Source organism: Mariniradius sediminis (assembly GCF_021491425.1).
GTDB classification, from domain to species: Bacteria; Bacteroidota; Bacteroidia; order Cytophagales; family Cyclobacteriaceae; genus Mariniradius; species Mariniradius saccharolyticus.
In genome coordinates, this window is the sequence record NZ_JAKEVZ010000013.1 from 116,591 (window position 1) to 132,468 (window position 15,878).

Consider the following 15,878-nt stretch of genomic DNA (forward strand, 5'->3'; position numbering starts at 1 on the left):
CTTCTTATAGGAACCATGAAGAAACTCAAAGTGATGACCGTAGTCGGTACGAGGCCGGAGATAATTCGCCTATCGAGAGTGATGTCCGCACTCGATGCCTCCCCTGCGGTCGAACATGTCCTTGTGCATACCGGCCAGAATTACGATTACGAACTCAACCAGATATTCTTTGATGATCTTCAGATCCGCAAACCCGACTTTTTTTTGGATGCAGCTGGTAAGACAGCTACCGAGACCGTCGGCAATATCCTGATCAAGATCGACCCCCTCCTGGAAGAGTTAAGACCGGATGCATTTTTGGTACTTGGTGACACGAACAGCTGTCTGTGCGCTATCCCCGCAAAAAAACGGCATATCCCGATTTTCCATATGGAGGCAGGCAACCGTTGCTTTGACCAGCGTGTTCCCGAGGAGACAAACCGAAAAATCGTTGACCACATATCGGACATCAACCTGACCTACAGCGACATTGCAAGGGAATACCTGCTCCGAGAGGGGCTGCCTGCTGACAGGGTCATCAAGACTGGATCGCCCATGTATGAGGTTTTGCACCACCACCTGGACAGGATCAAGGCTTCGGATGTTCTGCAAAGGCTGGGGCTGAAAGCAGGGGAGTTCTTTGTGGTCTCTTCCCACAGGGAGGAAAACATCAACAGCGAGAAGAACTTCGAAGGGCTGATAGAAAGCCTGAACCACCTTGCCGAACAATACGGCTACCCAATTATCGTGAGTACCCACCCAAGGACCCGAAAAATGATCGAAGCCAAGGGAAGCAAAATCCATCCGAATATCCAGCTGCTGAAACCCCTTGGCTTTATCGACTACAACGCACTGCAGATGAATTCGTTCGCGGTGCTTTCAGACAGTGGGACGATATCTGAGGAGTCATCCATCCTCAACTTCAGGGCCCTCAATATAAGAGATGCGCACGAGCGTCCCGAGGCGATGGAAGAAGCTTCCGTGATGATGGTGGGCATGAATACCGAACGGATCATCCAGGGCATCGCGCAGCTTTCGAAACAGCAGGTGGGGCAGGATAGGAATTTCAGACTCGTATCTGACTACAGCATGCCCAACGTTTCAGAGAAAGTGGTCAGGATAATCGTTTCTTATGTAGATTATGTAAAGAGGGTGGTGTGGCGTGAAAAAGAATAAGATAAATCCTACAGTATGGATTTTCTCGGAGATTTTTTTTCCTGACGAAACTTCCACAGGTTACCTTTTTACAGAATTGGCGTTGGGCCTTTCCGATACCTATGATGTAAAGGTAGTAACGGAAACAGACCTGCATTCATTTGGGGTTAATTCTGGAGAAAAACGTATTCTATCTCACATTGAAATAATCCGATTGAAGAACCTTAAACTAAACAAAAACAAGGTGCTTCAAAGGATTGTCAAGTTTGCCTTTTTGTCAATTCAATTTACAATTAGCTTTCTTGTAAAAGTAAAACGAGGAGATAAGGTTATTTTAGTTACGAACCCGGCTCCTGCACTTGTTGGGATTTCTTTAATGAATCGGCTTGTTAAGGCAAAAATGGTCTTAGTGGTTCATGATGTTTTTCCTGAAAATACTATAGCTGCGGGTCTTATGAAGCCCAATGTGGGGTACCGATTCATAAAGAAAATATTCGATTTCGCATATTCTCGATTTGATAGAATAGTTGTGTTAGGACGGGACATGAGGGAAATTGTCACGCAAAAATCGAGAAGGCCCGAAAGAATCACCATAATTGAGAATTGGGCAGATTTAGAGTCTCTTGAGATCGAACCAAATTCAGATTATAATTCGTTTGGGAAAGACCTTGTTTCAATCCTCTTTGCAGGTAATCTTGGTAGACTTCAGTGTCTGCCGGAAATGGTGAAGATAATTGGACGCTACCCACATCTAGTTTGCTTAACGATAGTTGGCACAGGCGCCGTAGAGGGTGAATTGAAACAAATTGTACAAGAAAATCAATTTCAAAACATCAATTTTTTAGGGCCGTTTCCAAGGGAGAGTCAAAACCGATTTCTTAACTCGTTTGATATTTGCCTTGTTTCATTAAATGAAAGAATGTATGGTTTAGGTGTTCCTTCAAAAACTTACAATATTCTCGCAGTTGGAAAACCGATCCTTTATTTTGGTCCACCAAATAGCGAAATTGACCATTTAGTTAAAGAGCAAGCCTTGGGGTGGACTTCAAATTCCCTTGTGGAATTTGAAGATGTCCTGCATAAAATCTCAAAAAGTGAAATTGATGGCATAGATCCACACAGAATTAGAGAAGTTGCTCGCAAGAATTTCTCCAAGGGCCATTTTATAAGGAAATTTAAAGACGTATTAGATATAATATAGTTTGAAAGTGCTGATTTCAGGCGGGAATGGGTTTCTAGGCAAAATTTTGCTAGACATTCTGGAATCTAAGGGGGATTCTGTGAATACTGTAGGGAGGAGTGAATTGAACGATACAATTTGCGACCTCGCAAAGGATGTCCCCTTGTTTAGAACCGCCTATGAAGTTGTAATCCATACTGCTGGAAAAGCTCACTATGTTCCCACAACCGATTCTGAAGCACAAGAGTTTTTTGATGTGAATTTTCGAGGAACCCAAAATCTATGCCTTGGTCTGGAAAAAATGGAGAAGTTACCAAGAGCATTTGTCTTTATCAGTACTGTCGCGGTCTATGGTGTAGATGAAGGGCAGTTGATTTCAGAAACAGCCCCATTGAATGGAAAGACCCCCTATGCATTGAGTAAAATTGCGGCCGAAAATTACCTCCAGGAGTGGGCGTCAACGCACGGTGTCGTGCTTGGCATTCTGCGGCTGCCACTTGTGGTTGGGAAGAATCCAACAGGCAACCTAGGTGCAATGGTAAGAGGCATTAGGACCGGGAAGTACCTAAGTATCGGACTTGCTAACGCAAAAAAATCCATGATATGGGCTGAGGATTTGGCAAGACTGGTTGAAAGACTCGCCGAAGTAGGAGGAGTTTACAACCTAACAGATGGATACCATCCGTCATTTAGAGAATTGGAATCTGTCGTTTCTACATTTTATGGGAGGAGAATCATTAAAATCCCTTATTTTGTAGCTAAAGGGCTTGCTATTGTGGGTGATGTTTTAGGGGCGAGATTTCCAATAAACTCGGAAAAACTAAAGAAAATATCTTCAACCTTGACTTTTGATGATTCCAGAGCAAGAACGAGGCTCGGATGGAATCCATCAAAAGTCATCGATCAAATCCACAAAATACTGTAAAGAATGGATGTAAATCATTTCACATTGAATTTCTTGGGAAGATCTGAAAGTTTATTCCAAAAGGATCTTCAAAATCACGAAAACGAGCTTCTTGATAATATTGCGGATAAAAATATGATGGTGATTGGCGGGGCGGGCACCATCGGGTCTTCCTTTATTAAGGCGGCCCTCAAATTTAAGCCCAAGAAGTTAGTGGTCATCGATATCAATGAAAATGGGCTGACTGAACTAGTAAGGGATCTCAGGAGTACAAATGGACAATATGTTCCTGAGGAGTTTTTTACATACCCACTGTCATTTGATAGCAGAGCATTCGTAAAGTTGTTTCGCGCCCATGGTCCTTTCGATATCGTCGCCAACTTTGCGGCGCACAAACATGTGAGGAGTGAAAAGGACATTTTTTCAATCGAAGCATTGTTGGAGAATAATCTGGTAAAAGCCAAAGGTTTGCTTGACCTATTGACCGAGTATCCGCCGAGCCATTTTTTTTGTGTTTCAACCGATAAAGCCGCAAACCCAGTGAACATTATGGGGGCCAGTAAGAAATTGATGGAGGAGTTGATTCTTACTTATGGTGATAAATTCAAAGTTACGACGGCAAGGTTTGCAAATGTGGCGTTTTCGAATGGTTCTCTTTTGGAAGGTTTTTTGAAGAGAATCGAAAAAAAGCAGCCATTGTCGAGCCCTAGTGATGTCACAAGATTTTTTGTTGCTCCACAGGAATCTGGGGAGATATGCTTATTGGCTTGTGTTTTGGGTGGTAATCGAGAAATATTCTTCCCAAAGCTTGACATGGAAACTGATCTCATCAATTTTGTCGAAATATTCAAGGCGGTCCTGAGTGAATTGGGATATGAGCCAAGAATTTTTGACTCTGAGCAAGCAGCCAGAGAAAATACACATTTAATAGATCAGAAAATCTATCCAGTTTATACCTTCAAAACCGATACTTCCGGGGAAAAACTTTACGAAGAGTTTTACACAGAAAAAGAAGAGTACGACTTGAGAAAATTCCATTCTCTAGGAGTGATTTCCAAGGTGCCAACGTATTCCCGAATTCAATTCGAAAACGCTTTCATTGATTTGCAGAGGCTATTAGAGCAACCCAACCTGCAAAAGCTGGAAATTGTTGAATGGCTTAAAAAATACATACCTGAGTTTGAACATGTTGAAACCGGAATGGGGCTTGACAAAAAAATGTAGTTATGATAAAGCGAATTATCGATATCATCGTTTCTGGGATTTTGATACTGATCATTTCCCCAATTATGATCCCACTTATGACACTTCTTCGTTTGACGGGTGAAGGGAAGGTTTTCTACGTGCAACAAAGAATAGGGAAGGGCGGGCAACCTTTTGGATTGATCAAGTTTGCAACGATGCTGGAAAATAGTGCAAACCTACCTGGGGGAGATGTCACCATGGGCAACGATCCTCGGGTACTTCCAGTCGGAAGAGTTCTTAGAAAAACAAAAATTAATGAACTTCCCCAATTAATTAACATTTTTAAAGGAGACATTAGTTTGGTTGGGCCAAGACCCCTGACAACAAAGACCTTCGCGTTTTATCCGAAGGAGGTTCAGAACCAAATTAAGGATTTGACTCCAGGGCTGACCGGAATTGGCAGTATTGTTTTCAGAGATGAAGAGAAAATCTTGGCATCCTCTCCAAAACCTCACCTGCAGTGCTATGCAGAAGATATCGCTCCTTATAAAGGAAAACTTGAAGTTTGGTACAAAAATAACCAAAGCCTAGGTCTTGACCTAAAGCTGATTTTTGTAACGGCTTGGGTGGTTTTGTTTCCGGATTCAAATATCTATGAAAAGCTGTTTAAGGGATTACCTGAAAATCCCTTTAAAAAATTGGTTTAGGAAGATTTCAAAAGAGATTAACATTGAGCTTTAATCATGTATTTTGATACAGTTTAAGACTAACTTAGAAGCTAATTTTTTTGACTTAGGAACCTTTAATAGGATGGTTTTACCCTTCTGGAGGATTTTTTCTCTTATTATAAGTTTCCTGTTCTGCTCGTTGGTTGGCATTTCTCAAAATCTACCAGCCAACTTTCCATTATTGGAAGAGTATGCGCGGAGAGCTCAGTTGAATGACACATCCATAATGCGCTCATCCTTTCAGTTGAGGCCAATTCAACTCTCTAATTCAGCTGGATCGATTGATAGCCTTTTTTATAGAACCATTAGTTTTGAGAACTTAAACTTGGGCGTCCTTCCAATTCTTTCGATATCTGAATTGAATTCCGATCGTCCATTTGGTTGGGGCAATTTTGGCATGATACCAAACAAGGGTATACAACAGTATTTGTCGGGCGGTGTCTTCGGCAACTGGAAGATTATCGAGTTCCAGCTTCAACCTGAGTTTATTTTTGCCCAAAACCTTCCCTATTACGGGTTTCCTGCAGATTTCAACCAGGCGATTATCAACGATAGATTTTTTTATTGGAATAATGGCGACTATCCTGAGCGATTCGGTAATTCTAGCTACACCAGGATTTGGTGGGGACAATCAAAAATCATGGCAAAGTTCGGGGCATTTGAAGGAGGCATTTCAACGCAAAATATCTGGTGGGGTCCTGGGCAGTGGAATGCATTGACTTTTTCCAATAATGCACAAGGATTTCCCCATTTGACAATAAGAACAGGGAAACCCGCAAAGACATTTCTTGGTAATTTCGAGACTCAACTCCTTAGCGGCCGAATTGAGGATTCGGGGTTGAGTCCTTCCCAGCATCCCGCATTAAACGAGAAATACTTCAGCGATTTTTCGGGAGATTGGAAGTATGTCAATGCTCTCTCGATTTCCTATAATCCGAAATGGGTGAAAGGCCTTTTTTTAGGGTTCAACCGTACTTTTCAAGTTTACCGAGAAAAAATGGGTGATTCGTTTCTGAGCTATTTCCCTGTTTTCTCGGGGATTACAAAGGAACAATTTTTTGAAGACGGCAACTCGGTCGAATTTGACAGCGATGGTGCCGATCAACAAATCAGCGTTACCTTTAGATGGGTGGTCCCTGCTTCACATTTTGAATTTTACGGAGAATTTGGCAGGAGGGACCATGCATTAAACTGGAGGGAGTTTATCCTCAACCCAGAACACGCTAGGGCGTACATGATGGGATTTATGAAGCTTTTCCCCTTAAACAAGCCTAGTAGATTTTTACAAGTTAGGGGAGAAATGACCCATCAGCAGGAGTCCGTCAACCGTTATGTTCGGTATCCGGGAACAAGGGGGGGGCTTACTTGGCACACCCATAATCCTTCGAGAGCATTTGCAAACTTTGGACAGGCTCTTGGAGTGGGGATCGGTGTCGGATCGAATGTTCAAATAATTGAGTTTTCAATGGTTGAAGAAATGAACAAACTTGGTTTGATATTTCAGAGGCTTGAAAATCAGCAAGACTTTTATTACCGTGCTTTTGGCCAACAAACAGAAAGAAAACCATGGATTGATTTGAGCGTGGGTTTAGTGTTTGACCATAGATGGGATAATCTCGTTTTGGGTTCAAAAATTCTTGCTGTAAACGGCTTAAATTATCAGTGGCAACTCGCCGCTAATGGTACCCCAGAATTTCCGAAGGGCAGGAATCTTTTTTCCGCACACGCTCAAGTCAATGTGATATATTTTCTCAAAACAAAGGCTGACAAATAAAATGATCAACCTCACAATTGTTGCCGGTGCCCGCCCCAACTTCATCAAAATTGCCCCGATACTCAATGCAATCAAGCAAAGGCAGGAAAAGGGTGCTAATATCCGATACAGGCTGGTACATACCGGTCAGCACTACGACAAGAAAATGTCTGGGGATTTCTTTGAGCAGCTCAACATCCCCGAGCCTCACATCAACCTGGAGGCAGGCGGCGGTACACAGGCAGAGCAGACGGCCGCGATCATGGTAGGTTTCGAAAAGGAACTGATCCAAAACCGCCCCGATTTGGTGATTGTCGTGGGTGACGTTACTTCGACCTTGGCATGTTCCATCACAGCCAAAAAGCTCGTAATCGATGTCGCCCATGTGGAAGGGGGGATCCGTTCTGGTGATTTGAGCATGCCGGAGGAGGTCAACAGGATCGTGACGGACAGCATCACCGACCATTTTTTCACGACATCTGAGATTGCCAACAAGCACCTAAAAGCGGTTGGGGTCCATGAATCTAGGATCCATTTCGTGGGCAATACGATGATCGACACATTGATTGCGAATCAGAATCGATTCTTTTCACCAGAGGGTCCGCAATTTGAGGGCCTTAAGGAAAAGTCTTACTTTGTGATGACAATGCATCGCCCGGCAAACGTAGATGCGGAGCACAAGTTGAGGGCATTGATTGATGCGATATTGGAAGGGACGGGAGATTATCCAGTAGTATTTCCGGTCCATCCCCGGACTGCCCAAAACTTGGCCAAATTGGGGATTTCGAATAAGCGGCTTCGTATGGTAGAGCCGCTTTCGTACTTGGAATTCAACTATTTGGTAAAAAATGCGAAGGGCGTCATTACCGATTCAGGTGGGATCACTGAAGAGGCCTCGGTCATGAACGTTCCCTGTATCACGATGCGGGACAACACCGAAAGGCCAGAGACGGTTAACCTGGGCACCAACGAATTGGTGGGGACCAATCCGGATAACTTGAGAGAACCATTGGGGAGACTTCTCGCCGGAAAATGGAAATCCTACCGGGGCATACCGCTTTGGGACGGAAAGACTGCCGATAGGATTGTGGAAATAATCCTATCAATTTATTCAAATAATAACAATTAAAAACGTCACCATGAAAGGTATCATCCTAGCGGGCGGCTCAGGCACAAGGCTTTATCCAATTACCAAAGGTACTTCAAAGCAGCTTTTGGCGATTTATGACAAACCGATGGTTTACTATCCGATGTCAGTATTGATGCTTGCAGGAATTAGGGAAATACTAATCATCAGCACTCCTCATGATTTGCCGGGCTTCAAGAAACTTTTTGGCGATGGATCTGATTTGGGTTTGAATATTTCCTATGCTGAACAACCATCTCCGGATGGTTTGGCACAAGCTTTTATCATAGGCGAGGAATTTATTGGCAAAGACAACGTGTGTCTTGTTTTAGGCGACAATATCTTTTATGGGCATGGCTTTACCAAACTGCTTCAAAACTCCGTTATAACCGCCGATAAGGAAGGGAAAGCAACGGTCTTTGGTTACTATGTGAAAGACCCAGAGCGATATGGAGTAGTGGAATTTACGCCTGCAGGCAATGCTGTTTCGATTGAAGAAAAGCCCAAACACCCCAAAAGCAATTATGCAGTAGTAGGATTGTACTTTTATCCAAATTCGGTCGTGGAAATCGCAAAGAACATCAAACCCAGTGATCGAGGTGAATTGGAAATCACGACTGTTAACCAAGAATACTTAAGCAGAAATCAGCTTCAAGTGGAAATCATGGGTAGGGGATATGCTTGGTTGGACACTGGAACACATGAATCCATGCTTGAGGCTTCCAACTTTATCCAAACAATTGAAAAAAGACAAGGTTTAAAGGTCGCTTGCCTCGAAGAAATAGCCTTTGAAATGGGATACATATCAGAAGAAAAATTGAGGTATTTAGGACAAGCATTGAGCAAAAACGAATATGGTCAATATATACTACATAAACTTAAGCTAAGGTCTCTTGGCAAACCCTAATAAATTTAGGATAATTTTACTTTGAAATTAAACTTTTCAATTTTATCAGGCCAAACTATCTCTAGATTCGATAACTTGTTGGATTTTGGCCTAATTATTGATATACTTGCAGCAAATTTCTTTTTATGATCATTTTTCTAGCAGTAGTTACCGCGTTTTTGGTTGGATTCCTTCTCACCCCCATCATCATTATGGTCTTGAAGAAGATGCAGTTGATGGATACACCCGGGGGACGAAAAATTCACAATGGTTTCATACCTTCTATGGGAGGGATTGGTTTTGTCACAGCCACGTTTCTTTCGGTATTGTCGTGGCTTGATTCATCCAACATTGTCGAAATCAGGTTCCTTCTTGCGGCCTTTGGCTTGATGTTTTTTGTCGGCCTGCGTGACGACATGGTCAACATGAGCGCGCTGCAAAAATTGGCTGGTCAGTTTATTGCGGCATATTTGGTTGTGGTCATGGCGGATATCAGATTAACCGGATTTTATGGTTTTTTTGGAATCTATGAAATACCGCTGTATGTGAGCTATTTTATCTCCATTTTCACTATTCTGGCATTGACTAACTCGTTTAATTTGATTGATGGGCTAGATGGACTTGCGGGTTCAATCAGTTTGGTGACATTCATGTTTCTTGGCTGGTGGTTTATGGAGGCCGGTCTCGAAAGTTATGCTACGTTTGCTTTTATTTTAGTTGGGGCTGTTGCTTCATTTTTGGTCTACAATTGGCATCCCGCAAAAATATTCATGGGAGATACAGGCTCTTTGAGCTTAGGTTTCGCACTTGCGGTTCTTACGATCTTATTTATTGACCGTAATGGGACGATGCAAGATTTTGAAGGTTGGAAGTTTAATGCACCTATTGCTACAGGAGTAGCCCTTTTAATTATTCCAATTTATGATACTACCCGGATTTTCATCAAAAGGATAATGAAAGGCAAGTCACCTATGGCACCTGACAAAAGCCATGTGCATCATTTCCTCCTTAGGATGGGAATGAGACATGATGAGGTTACTTTGACTTTGGTTTTCGTGAAACTTGCATTCATTGGGTTGATCTTTATCGGTTCAAGTTGGAGCGAATATGTTTTGTTACCCACTGTTGTTTTGGCTGCGGTTATTCTCGGAATCAACTTGGACAATCTTACACTCAAAAAAGTCAAGAAAAATAATCGAAAATCTCCGCCTATTCTATCAAAACGTTCGAAGAAACGGGTAACCACTAAGCCCGAAATCCAAGAAGAAATATTGGAGAAAGCACGTCTGTTGGATAATTAATGACCTAGATATCTGATTCTCATGGAGACCTTTGGTTTTATGCCAAAGGTTTTTTTGTTTTGACTTTGATTAAAAAAATAAGGTCCAGATTTTTCTCTGGGATTCCTCGTACCCACATGATGTCCAAGAAAATACTCCTTTCTCCGCCTATTTTTAATGGCAACGAACAATCCTTTATAGCGTCAGCGTTTTCCGTTCCCCACATTTCAACCTACGGAGACTTTCTGGATCGATTTGAATTTGGGTTGATGGACTTTTCTAATGGTTGTCACGTGGCAGTAACTAATTCTGGAACCTCGGCGCTCCACTTGGCCATGAGGTTGATTGGCATTAAACCCGGCGATGAAGTTATTTGTCAGTCGTTTACATTTTGTGCATCAGCAAATCCAATATGTTATCAAGGCGCACTTCCAGTGTTTGTAGATAGCGAGTTTGAAACTTGGAACATGGATCCCGTCTTGCTGGAGGAGGCAATAATCCAGCGACTGAAAAAGGGGAAAAAACCAAAAGCAATCGTTGTCGTGGATCTTTATGGCATGCCTGCGAAATTTGACCAGATTTTAAGTCTTGCAGATAAATACCAAATCCCCGTGATTGAAGATGCGGCAGAGGCTCTTGGCTCTAAGTACAAAGAAAAGTTTTGTTCATCGTTCGGTGCCTTTGGAGTATTTTCTTTTAACGGGAACAAGATAATCACTACCGGTAGTGGCGGCTGTCTTGTTTCCTCAGATTCAGAGGCAATCAAAAAGGCAAAGTATCTGGCGCTACAGGCAAAAGACAACGTACATTTTTACAGACATCAGGAAATCGGATATAACTATTGCATGAGTAATCTTTCTGCTGCAGTTGGTTTGGGACAACTTGAAAAACTTGAAGAAAAAGTTCGAAGTAGGCGGAAAATCTTCGAGAGATACGTCCAGATGTTTTCTGATTTCGAAGGAATCGATTTATTGGCTGAACCCGAAGGAGTGAGAAGCAATAGATGGCTAAGTACGATCACGATCGACAAGGCCGTGACCGGGTTTGACCACGAGGATGTAAGGCAAGCTCTTGCTGCTCAGCAAATTGAAAGTAGGTATTTATGGAATCCGCTGCACCTCCAGCCCATCTTTAAGGGTTACCCGTACTTTGGGGGGAATGTGGCAGAGAGTCTTTTCAACAGAGGCCTTTGCCTGCCAAGTGGCGAAATGCTCAGTGAACTTGACCAAGAGCGAATCGTTGGTATTATTAAATCTTTGCGAAAGGTATAACCCATGTACAGAGGCTGGGGCAAGAGATTTTTTGATGTTTTTCTGGCAGGGGTAATTCTTGTTCTGTCAGCTCCGATTTTCATTATTGCTACACTTGCATTGGCAACCGTAAATCGTGGAAATCCCCTTTTTTCACAACCACGCCCTGGCCTTCATGGTAAAGTGTTCACCCTGGTGAAATACAAGACAATGCGGGATGCCTTTGATCACCAAGGAAATCTCCTACCTGACAATCAGAGGATAACTAAATTGGGCAGTTTCATAAGGAAGGCGTCGATCGATGAACTACCTCAACTTTGGAATGTCCTTAAAGGCGAAATGAGCCTAGTCGGTCCAAGGCCATTACTTGTCGAATATCTTCCGCTCTATGATGAGAGGCAAGCGCGTCGGCATTTGGTAAAGCCTGGAATTACGGGTTGGGCGCAGATAAACGGTCGTAACAGTCTATCCTGGAGTGATAAATTTGATCTTGATATTTGGTATGTCGATCATATTTCTCTACACTTAGATACCAAGATACTACTCCTTACCATCAAAAATGTACTTTTTCGCAAAGGAGTCAACAACTCGGAAAACGTACCTATGCCGAAATTCACAGGTAATTCGGATATAGGGGATGGCCCCAACAGCCCAACAGACTAGTGGGTTTATTGATTTTTGTCAAGTTATTTAACTATTAAATCTTTTGGTTTGCATTTTGAGCTTTGATTTTTGTATCACAAACTTTGAAATCTGCTTTGTAAAATAAGCGTGTCATTAATTTTCAATTAAAATTGCCAGTGATTTAATAATATTTATATTTGATCACGATTAATCACCATTATCATCATTCGATTCTACTTGATGTGATAATTTTCTTTGCTAGATGAACTTCCTGAAAGATCTCAAAATTCTTCCGCGTTGGGTAATAGCCTCACTGGATACTTTTCTACTTTTCCACGCAGCGGTGCTTGCATTCTTCTTAAGATTTAACTTCGATTTTGGACAAATCGAAAACAGTGGGTTTTTCCTTGGAAGTCTCTATTTCGCCTTTTCTGGTACAACCGTGATGTTGTTTACCAAGAGTTACAAAGGAATTGTTCGGCATACCGGTCTCAAAGATAGCCTTCAAGTATTCAGGACAGTTTCGGTGAATTTTGCATTGATTCTTGTACTAAATATTGCGATTGACTTCTTCGGAAACGTGGGGTATTTGATTCCGTTTTCCGTTTTGGTGATTGCAACGCTGAGTTCCCTATTCCTTCTGATTATCTACAGGCTGTTAGTTAAAGAATTGTTTCTTTACCTTAAATCCGGATTTGTGAATAACGTGAAAAGGACTGCTGTACTTTACGGTGCAAGTGAGGTAGGATTGAGAACCCTTGAGGTTCTAAACAGTGATCCAAAATCACAAGTAGAGGTTGTGGCTATCTTGGACGACGATCCGAAAAAAGTCGGAAAAGTTATTGGAGGAATTAGGATTTACCGCGGCTTGGATCAATTAAGCAAGCTGGTGAACACCGCAAAGGCAAGTGAATTAATAATTGCCGTTGAGGGTCTTTCAGTCCAACGGAAAAAAGAGATTCTCGATACATGTTTCAAACTTGGAATACATGTTAGCATAATACCCTCCGTAAATAGGTGGATAAAGAGCAGCCCTAAAAGTGAAATCGTCCGCGATCTAAAAATTGAGGATTTATTGGGTCGTGAACAAATATCCTTGGACAATCTGCGGGTGATGGAAGAGTTGACGAACAAGGTAGTATTGGTTACCGGTGCCGCAGGTTCAATTGGTAGCGAGCTTTGCCGGCAAATCATGCACTACAATCCTAAGTTGCTGCTGATGCTGGATTTTTCTGAATCCGCATTGTATGAACTTGAAATCGAGATTAGCAATTCGGGTTTTCTGACAAAAAGCTTGGCGATTCTTGCCGACGTACGAGACAAGGAAAAAATGAAATCCCTCTTTGCCGAGTACAAACCTGAGATGGTGTTTCACGCCGCTGCATATAAGCATGTACCGATGATTGAAAACTATCCACAAGAGGCAATTAGAAGCAATATCCTTGGAACCAAAATACTTGCGGACTTGGCGGTGATCTATATGGTAGAAAAGTTTGTGTTTGTAAGTACTGATAAAGCTGTAAACCCAACAAACGTCATGGGAGCTACCAAGCGTGCAGCGGAAATGTACGTCCAATCCTTGAACATCTTTTTGGAGAGTCACCACAAGAAAAACCACACCAAATTCATTACAACGCGATTTGGAAACGTCTTGGGTTCAAATGGATCTGTAGTTCCGATGTTCAAGAGACAATTGCTCCAAGGTGGGCCACTTACGGTTACCCACCCAGAGGTGACGAGGTATTTTATGACGATTCCTGAGGCTTGCCAACTGGTTTTGGAAGCGGGAGCAATGGGCGAGGGAGGTGAGATCTATGTCTTTGATATGGGGGAACCAATCAAGATAATTGACCTGGCAGTTAACATGATTCGGTTAAGCGGAAAGAGAGTCGGTCAGGATGTTCAGATAGTTTTTACAGGCCTGAGGGATGGGGAGAAGTTATACGAAGAACTTTTGAATTCGTCCGAACAGGTGAAAATTACCCACCACCCCAAGATATTGATTGCGAAGGTAGCTCCGGTACATTACTACAAGATAGAAGGTCAGATCGATTTGTTTGAAAAAATGCTGGGTAGGTCTACTGACAACGATCTTGTATTCCACCTTAAATCCATAATACCTGAGTTTAAAAGCAATGTCTCAAGGTTCGAAGTGTTGGATCGACTTAATTAAGTCTAGTTAACAAATCGTATAACTTCCCAGGATTTAATACCACTGTCAAAGAAAAGCTCCCCATCCAAGATAGGGAGCTTTTTCTTTTTGTGGCGTTTTTACGCTTAATCCGCCAAATATTTTTCAACGTCCGTGTAAGGCATGTTGAACGCCTCCGCAACGGCCTTGTAAACGATTTCACCGTTGATCACATTCAAGCCTGGGACCAAGTCCGGATTATCCTGGGAGGCTTTTTTCCAGCCTTTGTCAGCTAACTGAATTGCATAAGGTAATGTCGCATTTGTAAGCGCCAAAGTTGAAGTGTAGGGTACAGCACCGGGCATATTGGCGACACAGTAATGCACAACGTCATCGATGATGTAGGTGGGATTTTCGTGTGTGGTAGGTTTGCATGTTTCGATGCATCCTCCCTGGTCCACCGCTACATCGACCAATACCGTACCTGGTTTCATCAGTTTAAGCATGTCCTTCGTAATCAAGTGAGGTGCTTTCGCTCCTGGAATCAATACAGCTCCCACAATAAGGTCAGCGTGTTTTACCATTTCCCTGATGTTGTATTCATTGGACATCATTGTTTTCACGTTTGCGGGCATTACATCTGCGAGATACCTCATTCGTGGTAGGGAAACATCCATTATAGTGACATCTGCACCCAACCCTGCGGCCATCCATGCAGCCTGCGTTCCAACGATTCCACCGCCCAGTATAAGTACTTTTGCGGGCAGCACGCCAGGTACACCCCCGAGAAGAATTCCTCTTCCTTTCAGAGGTTTCTCAAGGTAGTTAGCCCCTTTTTGGATCGCCATCCGTCCTGCAACCTCGGACATTGGCACCAACAGAGGCAGGCTTCTGTCTGCTTTCTCAACGGTCTCGTATGCGAGGCAAACCGCTTTGCTCGCTACCATTGCCTTTGTGAGCGGCTCATAAGAAGCAAAGTGGAAATAAGTAAATAGTAATTGATTTTCTTTTATCAGCTTATATTCCGGCTCGATGGGTTCTTTGACCTTGATGATCATTTCTGCGATTCTATAAGTTTCCTCTATAGTAGGAAGAATCGTCGCACCGGCTGTTGTGTATTCTTCGTCTTGAAAGCCACTGCCAACGCCCGCCGAATGTTGTACATATACCTGATGACCTCTTTTTACAAGCTCTTTTGCACCTGCAGGTGTCAGCGCCACCCGGTTCTCATTGTTTTTGATTTCCTTTGGAACACCAATTATCATATTGTTAAAATTTGGGTTTTATTTGAGTAGTTTGCAAAGATAATGAGGTATTCTGAATCGAGTTCGAAATCATTATACTTATTTTGAATCAAAGTCCATACATTGTTGAAAATGAAATTTTGTTTTGAAAAACGACAATATATTTACTAAAATTTCGATTTTGTAATTTTTGGAAAGTAATATTTTGAAGATTTTATTTTTTCGGATTTTGCATTTATAAACGTTGGTGAAATCTGGGTTTATAAATCTTTTAAAATACCGATTGAGAGAAATGAAGAATTTTATTCTGTTAAAATTGAATTTTATTTATTTTTTTAAAACAAGTTTGAAAAAACATTTAAAAAAATTTTGTACTCAGGTTTGCAAAGACTTTGAATTTATTTATTTTTGAAATGACTGCTTGCAAAAAGCGCTATACCCAAATAACAAAGA

The 15,878-nt window shown here is 42.2% G+C and carries 13 protein-coding genes; 12 read left to right on the plus strand and 1 reads right to left on the minus strand.

The genetic code is table 11. From position 1 onward, the window contains the following. Window positions 1-15 precede the first annotated feature (15 nt). The 12 genes from wecB (L0U89_RS16175) (at window position 16) to L0U89_RS16230 (ending at window position 14,223) form a co-directional block, all read left to right on the plus strand. On the plus strand, window positions 16-1,155 hold the full coding sequence (wecB, locus tag L0U89_RS16175) for a non-hydrolyzing UDP-N-acetylglucosamine 2-epimerase (protein WP_234862466.1): 1,140 nt from the start codon (window positions 16-18) through the stop codon (window positions 1,153-1,155). Next, complete coding sequence (locus L0U89_RS16180; protein ID WP_234862467.1) at window positions 1,142-2,335, plus strand: glycosyltransferase family 4 protein; 1,194 nt, start codon at window positions 1,142-1,144, stop codon at window positions 2,333-2,335. The genes wecB (L0U89_RS16175) and L0U89_RS16180 overlap by 14 nt, the downstream gene beginning before the upstream one ends. A 7-nt stretch (window positions 2,336-2,342) precedes the next feature. After that, window positions 2,343-3,239, plus strand: a complete 897-nt coding sequence (locus tag L0U89_RS16185) for an NAD-dependent epimerase/dehydratase family protein (protein ID WP_234862491.1) — start codon at window positions 2,343-2,345, stop codon at window positions 3,237-3,239. 24 nt (window positions 3,240-3,263) lie between these two features. Then, window positions 3,264-4,442, plus strand: a complete 1,179-nt coding sequence (locus tag L0U89_RS16190; RefSeq protein ID WP_234862468.1) for a polysaccharide biosynthesis protein — start codon at window positions 3,264-3,266, stop codon at window positions 4,440-4,442. A gap of 2 nt (window positions 4,443-4,444) precedes the next feature. Next, a complete protein-coding gene (locus L0U89_RS16195; RefSeq protein ID WP_255777921.1) occupies window positions 4,445-5,110 on the plus strand; it encodes a sugar transferase in 666 nt (221 codons plus the stop codon). Window positions 5,111-5,153: 43 nt separating this feature from the next. Next, on the plus strand, window positions 5,154-6,905 hold the full coding sequence (locus L0U89_RS16200) for a capsule assembly Wzi family protein (protein WP_234862470.1): 1,752 nt from the start codon (window positions 5,154-5,156) through the stop codon (window positions 6,903-6,905). Window position 6,906: 1 nt separating this feature from the next. Then, on the plus strand, window positions 6,907-8,013 hold the full coding sequence (gene wecB, locus L0U89_RS16205) for a non-hydrolyzing UDP-N-acetylglucosamine 2-epimerase (protein ID WP_234862471.1): 1,107 nt from the start codon (window positions 6,907-6,909) through the stop codon (window positions 8,011-8,013). A gap of 10 nt (window positions 8,014-8,023) precedes the next feature. Next, a complete protein-coding gene (rfbA, locus tag L0U89_RS16210; protein WP_234862472.1) occupies window positions 8,024-8,917 on the plus strand; it encodes a glucose-1-phosphate thymidylyltransferase RfbA in 894 nt (297 codons plus the stop codon). 125 nt (window positions 8,918-9,042) lie between these two features. Next, complete coding sequence (locus L0U89_RS16215; protein WP_234862473.1) at window positions 9,043-10,197, plus strand: glycosyltransferase family 4 protein; 1,155 nt, start codon at window positions 9,043-9,045, stop codon at window positions 10,195-10,197. A gap of 116 nt (window positions 10,198-10,313) precedes the next feature. Continuing rightward, window positions 10,314-11,447, plus strand: a complete 1,134-nt coding sequence (locus tag L0U89_RS16220) for a DegT/DnrJ/EryC1/StrS family aminotransferase (RefSeq protein ID WP_234862474.1) — start codon at window positions 10,314-10,316, stop codon at window positions 11,445-11,447. A gap of 3 nt (window positions 11,448-11,450) precedes the next feature. Continuing rightward, window positions 11,451-12,089, plus strand: a complete 639-nt coding sequence (locus L0U89_RS16225) for a sugar transferase (RefSeq protein WP_234862475.1) — start codon at window positions 11,451-11,453, stop codon at window positions 12,087-12,089. A gap of 223 nt (window positions 12,090-12,312) precedes the next feature. Continuing rightward, on the plus strand, window positions 12,313-14,223 hold the full coding sequence (locus L0U89_RS16230) for a polysaccharide biosynthesis protein (protein ID WP_234862476.1): 1,911 nt from the start codon (window positions 12,313-12,315) through the stop codon (window positions 14,221-14,223). Between the two features lie 104 nt (window positions 14,224-14,327). Here the strand turns inward: L0U89_RS16230 and ald are convergent, their stop codons facing one another. Continuing rightward, window positions 14,328-15,446, minus strand: coding sequence for an alanine dehydrogenase (gene ald / locus L0U89_RS16235; protein WP_234862477.1), 1,119 nt, complete (start codon window positions 15,444-15,446; stop codon window positions 14,328-14,330). Window positions 15,447-15,878 lie beyond the last annotated feature (432 nt).

Bases quoted from the DNA above. Each gene is read 5' to 3' on its own strand.
- wecB (WP_234862466.1), top strand. From the start codon at position 16: ATGAAGAAACTCAAAGTGATGACCGTAGTCGGTACGAGGCCGGAGATA.
- L0U89_RS16195 (WP_255777921.1), top strand. From the start codon at position 4,445: ATGATAAAGCGAATTATCGATATCATCGTTTCTGGGATTTTGATACTG.
- wecB (WP_234862471.1), top strand. From the start codon at position 6,907: ATGATCAACCTCACAATTGTTGCCGGTGCCCGCCCCAACTTCATCAAA.
- rfbA (WP_234862472.1), top strand. From the start codon at position 8,024: ATGAAAGGTATCATCCTAGCGGGCGGCTCAGGCACAAGGCTTTATCCA.
- L0U89_RS16215 (WP_234862473.1), top strand. From the start codon at position 9,043: ATGATCATTTTTCTAGCAGTAGTTACCGCGTTTTTGGTTGGATTCCTT.
- L0U89_RS16220 (WP_234862474.1), top strand. From the start codon at position 10,314: ATGATGTCCAAGAAAATACTCCTTTCTCCGCCTATTTTTAATGGCAAC.
- L0U89_RS16225 (WP_234862475.1), top strand. From the start codon at position 11,451: ATGTACAGAGGCTGGGGCAAGAGATTTTTTGATGTTTTTCTGGCAGGG.
- L0U89_RS16230 (WP_234862476.1), top strand. From the start codon at position 12,313: ATGAACTTCCTGAAAGATCTCAAAATTCTTCCGCGTTGGGTAATAGCC.
- ald (WP_234862477.1), bottom strand. From the start codon at position 15,446: ATGATAATTGGTGTTCCAAAGGAAATCAAAAACAATGAGAACCGGGTG.